The organism is Aneurinibacillus danicus, from assembly GCF_007991215.1.
GTDB lineage: Bacteria > Bacillota > Bacilli > Aneurinibacillales > Aneurinibacillaceae > Aneurinibacillus > Aneurinibacillus danicus.
In genome coordinates, this window is sequence record NZ_BJXX01000042.1 from 1 (window position 1) to 5,813 (window position 5,813).

Consider the following 5,813-nt stretch of genomic DNA (forward strand, 5'->3'; position numbering starts at 1 on the left):
TACCACAAAAATCAGCCGCCCTTCCCACAATTTTCATGCCGGGGTTGTGGCTGAAAAGCATGGTGGTTTTGTACCTGAGTATATCGTGTTTTGCCAATTATTACACCGATCAAACATTGAATATTCTTCCCATACTATCGGTAGCTATCTATTCTCATGCAAAGGGGGAATTTTATGCGCCGTTATACATTCCATCTCATCTGCGCATTGCTTCTGCTGGGCCTGGCCGCGCAGATTTTTCTGGCAAGCCCGGAAGCCAGGGCGCAAACCGAACAGAAAATCGGTCAGACACCCATACCGGCCAATATTCTGGTCGCGATCCGTGAAAGCAAACCGGGAGGCGATCCAAACCCGCGCGGTCAAATCTTATATGTACAATCCATGCCGTTTAAAACATACATCCGCAATGTGCTTCCCAACGAATGGCTCCCCAACTGGGAAGCGGAGTCATTGAAAGCAGGCGCAATGGCGGTGAAAATGTTCGCCTGGTACCATGTGCTTAACCCGGTCACTATCGACAACCAGCGCTTTGCCGTTGATAACACAACGAACTTCCAGATCTACCGCGAAGGGACCAGCATGCCCCGCACCGATGCCGCACTTGATGAAACGATGCAGCTTGCCTTCGTAAAAAAAGATGATACGATCTTCGAATTAAATTACCGGGCCGGTTATCCGAATTCACCGAACTTCCAGTACCGCAACGCACAAAAAATGGCTCAGCACGGCAGTCAGTACCTGGCTCATAGACAAAACAAAAATATGCTGCAGATTCTTCAGGTCTACTATGAAGGTAGAAAGCTGGTGAAGATTCCATGAAGAAGAAAGGCGCACGTAAAATATGGCTGTCCGTCCTTTGCATCGCAGCTTCCCTCACCAGTCTCCCCCTTCCGCTACAGGGCCAGGCAGAACGAAAAGAACACAGGCCGCTGCCGGAATACAAATACGAAACATTCCACCGCCAGAGTAATGACCCTCTATCTATGCAGCCGGATGTAAAACCAGGATCGGATATTCCCGGCTATAATAAGTGGGACAAATGGGCATTGATGCAGGTGAAAGTCATTGACTCGACTACCCGGAAGCCGTTAGAAAATGCAGAAGTAGTCATCGCCGAAACCGGATACCGGACGAAAACAGATAAGCACGGCTTTACTCAGGCGTTTCCGGCACCGATTATCCGCGATCCGCGCTTTACCGAAACGCTCGCCCGCCTGCATGGACAGCTTACGCTCCTTGCCTATAAAAACGGATATCGGGACACCATCTACTATAACGTACGCATGAATGAAGGCATGACGACAACACCGGAAATCTGGATGTTTGAGATCGCGCCGGAACACCACCGGATCGAGCCGTACGTCTATCATTATCCGACCCATCATTTATTTAGCGTGAACCTCGCTGAAGAATTCCGCAGCAAATCTCAACCCGGAGCCGGGCCGGAGAGCCCTGATCGCTGATGAAGATGACAAAAGGCAAACTGGCGGTGCTTGCACTCCTCATTATCCTGAACATTGTCGCATTCTTTTGGAACAAGCAGCACGATCGCATATTAGCCATTAAAGCGCAGGGGCCGCAAACGATTATCATCAACAAACACGGTTTTGTACCGAATCGGCTTGTCTATAAGCAAGGTGATGTTGTTTCTCTCATTATCCATAACCAGGACGACAAAACGCATAATTTCGTGCTGGCGGACTACTATGTGTTTTCTCCTGATTTACATAAAGGCGAAACAACCAGAATCCAATTTACCGCTGTTAAAAAGGGAAACTTTTCTTTTGTTTCCGACACGCCTGGCTACCCGGAATTAGGCTATAAAGGTCTGTTGAAAGTCAAATAAGAAAAAGCAACGGTCGGGACAACCGACATCTCCGTCACCGTCCCGGCTTCTTCTTTCTTCGTGATTTTCACAGAAAAAAAACTCGCCCATTACATGGCGAGTGCGGATTCAAAAGGACTGATTACAATACGTCCCCGCTGTACTTGGCGGTGAAAGGCGTCCTTTTCGATCACAAAACCTTCGTTTGAGCCTTCATACCGGCAGGCAAAAAATAAACGATCCATCTCCTCAACCGTAAAAGGCTTCTTCTCTCGTGTCAGATGATATTGACGACCTACATGCTGCTGTACCACAACAATTTCACTCCCACTCCGTTTTATTTGTATCTGTATCATAACACAAACTGTCATAATACAACAAGATGTTTTTTGAAAATTATTGTAATACAGTATCTTTCCGCTTCACAAACCAGGTCACAAGCGTGAGCGGCACAAGTCCAAGCAGCGTCAGCACGCCGAAAAACGTATACGTTGTTAGAATGCCGTACGCGTCCACCAGCATGCCGCCCACTACGTTTGTCGCCATAGAACCCAATCCGAGGCCCATCGACGTATACACCGAGAGTGCCGTTACCCGCAGCCCGTCCGGCGTATTCTCTTTCACAAACTGGGCTGCAGAAGCAAGGTACAGCCCGACGGAAAAGCCCTGGATAAAAAACAGAATCAGCACGGCGGTCGGCGACGGACTTGTTCCGTACCACAGCCAGCGCAGGGCCGAGACCAGCCCCGCGATAAGAATCGTCTTCTCCAGACCCAGGCGTTGAATAAAGAAGCCCGACCATTTCATAAACGGCGCCTCACTTCCGGCAAACAGCAGAAACGCAAGACCGATACCGGCAACCTGTCCGCCCAGACTGTCATATAACAACCCGAAGAAAATATTATTGCCGTTAATCGGGCCGAAGATTAAGAATGCACTCATAAGAAATAGCATATAACGGGGAATTCGAACAAGCCGGGCGAGTCCCTTAAATACATTTACAGTCCCCATGGAACGTTCTGTACGCACTCCCCGCAGACATGCAAACGCGCCCAACTGCGCAACTGTGTATACATAAAAGATGGCACCCAGCCCAAACCAGTCGGCAAGTAATCCGGCCACAAGCGTCGCCACCGCAAACCCGATCGCGCCCCACTGCCGAATCCTCCCAAATTCAATCCCGGTGTGTGCCGCATACTGCAGCGCCAATCCATCGGAGATGGGCACCGCTCCGCTCTGGAAGAAATGCAGCAAGCCATAAAGCAAGGCAAACGCAATAAAACTTCTTCCTCCCCAAAGCAGCAATAACGCGGCAGCAGCCGCACAGAGCAGGATGCTGCTCAAAATCTGCCGTGACATCTGAAACCGGTCGCACAACATTCCCCAGAACGGCTGGGCAAAGATTGCGACGATCGGACCGACCGAGACAATAAGACCAATCTGTGTGCCGCTCATCCCAATGCTTTTTAAATAATGGGACAACAATGGATACAATGCGCCCAGCACAAAATAGACAAAGAAAAACAGCCCGCTAATGCTTACGGACTCTCGCCTCCAAAACGGCATCCCCATCTCTTTGCTCTCCTTTCCGCAAAAAACAGAGGGCAAACCCATATAGGTTTGCCCGTGTCATTCCGACTGTTCTTATCCTTTATAAGCCGGAAGAATCTTCTTTGGATTCACCGTTCGCTTCTTCTCCCATGTCTCCGGCTTCGCCTCGTCATACTGTTCAAGAAACGCAATCACTTCTTTTGTCAGCGGTGTTGGCGTCGATGCGCCGGCGGTCACTGCAACTTTCCGCTTGCCTTCAAGCCATTTCACATCCAGCTCACCCAGGTCGGCAATCCGGTATGCAGGCACGCCTGCAATTTCTTCGGCTACCTGGGCCAGACGGTTGGAATTGTTGCTGCGTGGATCGCCTACGACAAGCAGCAAATCGGCTTCTCCCGCCTGCTTGGCCACCGCTTCCTGGCGCACCTGGGTTGCCATACAAATCTCATTGTGGATTTCGCACTGTGGATATTTATGAATGATCCTATTCATAATATGTTTGATATCCCACTGGCTCATGGTCGTTTGATTGGTCACAATCAATTTCTCATGCGCCAGATTCAGCTTATCAACATCCGCTTCTGTCTCGATGAGATGTACACGGTCCGGTGCTATCCCTATCGCTCCCTCGGGTTCCGGATGTCCCTTCTTACCAATATAGATAATATGGTATCCCTGGGCGACCTTGCTCCGGATTAAATCATGCGTTTTGGTCACATCAGGACATGTCGCGTCCACAACGGTCAAACCTTTGGCATGAGCACGCTCGCGCACCTCAGGCGATACACCGTGTGCGGTGAAGATAACCGTACCTTTCTCGATCTGTTCAAGCATCTCCAGACGGTTCGGCCCGTCCAACGTAATGATGTCTTGATCCTCGAACGCTTTTACTACATGGCTGTTATGAACAATCATGCCGAGAATGTAAATCGGCCGGGGAAAATCAAAGTTCTGTGCTGTCTTCTGCGCCAGCACCATGGCGTCTACAACGCCGTAACAGTAGCCGCGGGGTGAGATTTTAATGACTTCCATAGCGTGTACTGCCTCCCCACTGTTAGATTCGGGCGCCAATGTATAGCACCACCGCATCTATTATAACTCAAGTGGCAGGGTCAGTGCACCCCATTCGCGCAATTCAAGCGTACGCGCGCCTTCTACTACTACCGGGTCGTTCTGCGCGAGTTCCAGCGCTTCTTCATATGTATCCGCAATATAGATAACCATACCGCCTTTCCCGTCCGTAAACGGTCCCGCGGCCATAATCTTGCCTTCATGGTACAGCTTATTAATGTAAGCGAGATGAGCCGGGCGATGTTGCGCGTTTTTCTCCTGATCGATAATGGGCAATAATGCGACGTATTTCATATTCCAAGTCCCCTTCCCAATGTTTGGAATGCAAAAAAGGGTCGTCCCATTGTCCAACCCCTTTTTTGACCTTCTTTTAGTTTAACTCCTAGGGCACCGCAAATCCAGTCGCTACGATTAATACATCAGCGAATATGCAGACTGCCAGCGCGAGGCCCGCAAAAGCCATCGCAAATTTGTTCTTCTGCTTCGTCACATTCCGAAGACCCCATGCAACAAAGAACGTGAACACGAACATGAGAATATTCATCAGCATATTCCCTCAACTCCTCCCGTGTAAACCTGAAGTTATGATACCAAAACACCTTTTATTTTATCAAAGACAGACAAACACTGGCAAATAAAGTTTGTGTCTTTTTGTTCACTTCTAGTCAAAACAATGAGCGAAAAGGCATTTTTTTATTCATCTTCTTCATCCGGCTCTGTCTCCTGCTCACGCTCGATATAGACCAAATCGCCCGGCGTCCATTCCGCCTGACCGCTCGTCAGGTTGGTAATCAACTCCTTCAGCGGTTCTTCCTTGCCTTCTTCTTCGCCGACGGTAACCGTAACCCTGTCCAGATACTGAATGCCGACAATCCGGTATTCACGTGCGTTCAACTCATTCTCTACTTTGCCGAGGAATGTGTAATCAAACGAGAAATGGTGCTCCCGCGTTAAAATCCGCTCAACGATCCCTGCCGCACGCACTCCCGCGCTGGCCGATTTGCCGTATGCGCGGATAAGGCCACCGGCTCCGAGTTTGATGCCTCCGAAATAACGGGTAACCACAATGGCAGTATCCTTTAGCCCTTTTTTCTTAATAACTTCAAGAATGGGCTTGCCTGCCGTGCCGCTTGGCTCTCCGTCGTCGTCCATCTTCTGGAATTGATCATGCTCTCCTACGATGTAGGCTGAGCAATTGTGCGTGGCGTCCCAGTGCTTTTTCTTGATTTCCTGTATAAAAGCGACCGCTTCTTCCTGTGTCGTCACCCTCTTTACATAACTGATAAAGCGGGATCGGTTGATTTCGATTTCCGTCTGTCCTTCCGGTCGCACTGTTAAATATCGCTGCAGCATATAAAAAACCCCC

Annotated in this window: 9 protein-coding genes; 3 read left to right on the forward strand and 6 right to left on the reverse strand. The window is 49.5% G+C overall.

Translation table 11 applies throughout. From position 1 onward, the window contains the following. Positions 1 to 174 precede the first annotated feature (174 nt). Genes ADA01nite_RS04310 through ADA01nite_RS04320 form a run of 3 tightly spaced genes read left to right on the forward strand, consistent with a single transcriptional unit; the run spans position 175 to position 1,846 of the window. On the forward strand, positions 175 to 819 hold the full coding sequence (locus ADA01nite_RS04310; RefSeq protein WP_146808678.1) for a SpoIID/LytB domain-containing protein: 645 nt from the start codon (positions 175 to 177) through the stop codon (positions 817 to 819). After that, positions 816 to 1,463, forward strand: a complete 648-nt coding sequence (locus ADA01nite_RS04315; protein WP_146808679.1) for a carboxypeptidase-like regulatory domain-containing protein — start codon at positions 816 to 818, stop codon at positions 1,461 to 1,463. The genes ADA01nite_RS04310 and ADA01nite_RS04315 overlap by 4 nt, the downstream gene beginning before the upstream one ends. Next, positions 1,463 to 1,846, forward strand: coding sequence for a cupredoxin domain-containing protein (locus tag ADA01nite_RS04320; RefSeq protein WP_146808680.1), 384 nt, complete (start codon positions 1,463 to 1,465; stop codon positions 1,844 to 1,846). The genes ADA01nite_RS04315 and ADA01nite_RS04320 overlap by 1 nt, the downstream gene beginning before the upstream one ends. 89 nt (positions 1,847 to 1,935) lie before the next feature. Here the strand turns inward: ADA01nite_RS04320 and ADA01nite_RS04325 are convergent, their stop codons facing one another. From ADA01nite_RS04325 to ADA01nite_RS04350, 6 genes are all read right to left on the reverse strand, one after another. Beyond that, positions 1,936 to 2,139, reverse strand: coding sequence for a hypothetical protein (locus tag ADA01nite_RS04325; RefSeq protein ID WP_146808681.1), 204 nt, complete (start codon positions 2,137 to 2,139; stop codon positions 1,936 to 1,938). Between the two features lie 82 nt (positions 2,140 to 2,221). Further along, complete coding sequence (locus tag ADA01nite_RS04330; protein ID WP_146808682.1) at positions 2,222 to 3,397, reverse strand: MFS transporter; 1,176 nt, start codon at positions 3,395 to 3,397, stop codon at positions 2,222 to 2,224. Between the two features lie 72 nt (positions 3,398 to 3,469). Next, a complete protein-coding gene (locus ADA01nite_RS04335; protein WP_146808683.1) occupies positions 3,470 to 4,408 on the reverse strand; it encodes a 4-hydroxy-3-methylbut-2-enyl diphosphate reductase in 939 nt (312 codons plus the stop codon). 60 nt (positions 4,409 to 4,468) lie between these two features. Beyond that, positions 4,469 to 4,741 carry a YciI family protein gene (locus ADA01nite_RS04340; RefSeq protein WP_146808684.1) on the reverse strand — a complete coding sequence of 91 codons (273 nt, stop codon included), beginning with the start codon at positions 4,739 to 4,741 and terminating at the stop codon, positions 4,469 to 4,471. Positions 4,742 to 4,829: 88 nt separating this feature from the next. After that, on the reverse strand, positions 4,830 to 4,997 hold the full coding sequence (locus tag ADA01nite_RS04345; protein ID WP_146808685.1) for a DUF2759 domain-containing protein: 168 nt from the start codon (positions 4,995 to 4,997) through the stop codon (positions 4,830 to 4,832). A gap of 143 nt (positions 4,998 to 5,140) precedes the next feature. Further along, on the reverse strand, positions 5,141 to 5,800 hold the full coding sequence (locus ADA01nite_RS04350; RefSeq protein ID WP_146808686.1) for a YigZ family protein: 660 nt from the start codon (positions 5,798 to 5,800) through the stop codon (positions 5,141 to 5,143). Positions 5,801 to 5,813 lie beyond the last annotated feature (13 nt).

Bases quoted from the DNA above. Each gene is read 5' to 3' on its own strand.
- ADA01nite_RS04310 (WP_146808678.1), top strand. From the start codon at position 175: ATGCGCCGTTATACATTCCATCTCATCTGCGCATTGCTTCTGCTGGGC.
- ADA01nite_RS04315 (WP_146808679.1), top strand. From the start codon at position 816: ATGAAGAAGAAAGGCGCACGTAAAATATGGCTGTCCGTCCTTTGCATC.
- ADA01nite_RS04320 (WP_146808680.1), top strand. From the start codon at position 1,463: ATGAAGATGACAAAAGGCAAACTGGCGGTGCTTGCACTCCTCATTATC.
- ADA01nite_RS04330 (WP_146808682.1), bottom strand. From the start codon at position 3,397: ATGGGGATGCCGTTTTGGAGGCGAGAGTCCGTAAGCATTAGCGGGCTG.
- ADA01nite_RS04335 (WP_146808683.1), bottom strand. From the start codon at position 4,408: ATGGAAGTCATTAAAATCTCACCCCGCGGCTACTGTTACGGCGTTGTA.
- ADA01nite_RS04340 (WP_146808684.1), bottom strand. From the start codon at position 4,741: ATGAAATACGTCGCATTATTGCCCATTATCGATCAGGAGAAAAACGCG.
- ADA01nite_RS04345 (WP_146808685.1), bottom strand. From the start codon at position 4,997: ATGCTGATGAATATTCTCATGTTCGTGTTCACGTTCTTTGTTGCATGG.
- ADA01nite_RS04350 (WP_146808686.1), bottom strand. From the start codon at position 5,800: ATGCTGCAGCGATATTTAACAGTGCGACCGGAAGGACAGACGGAAATC.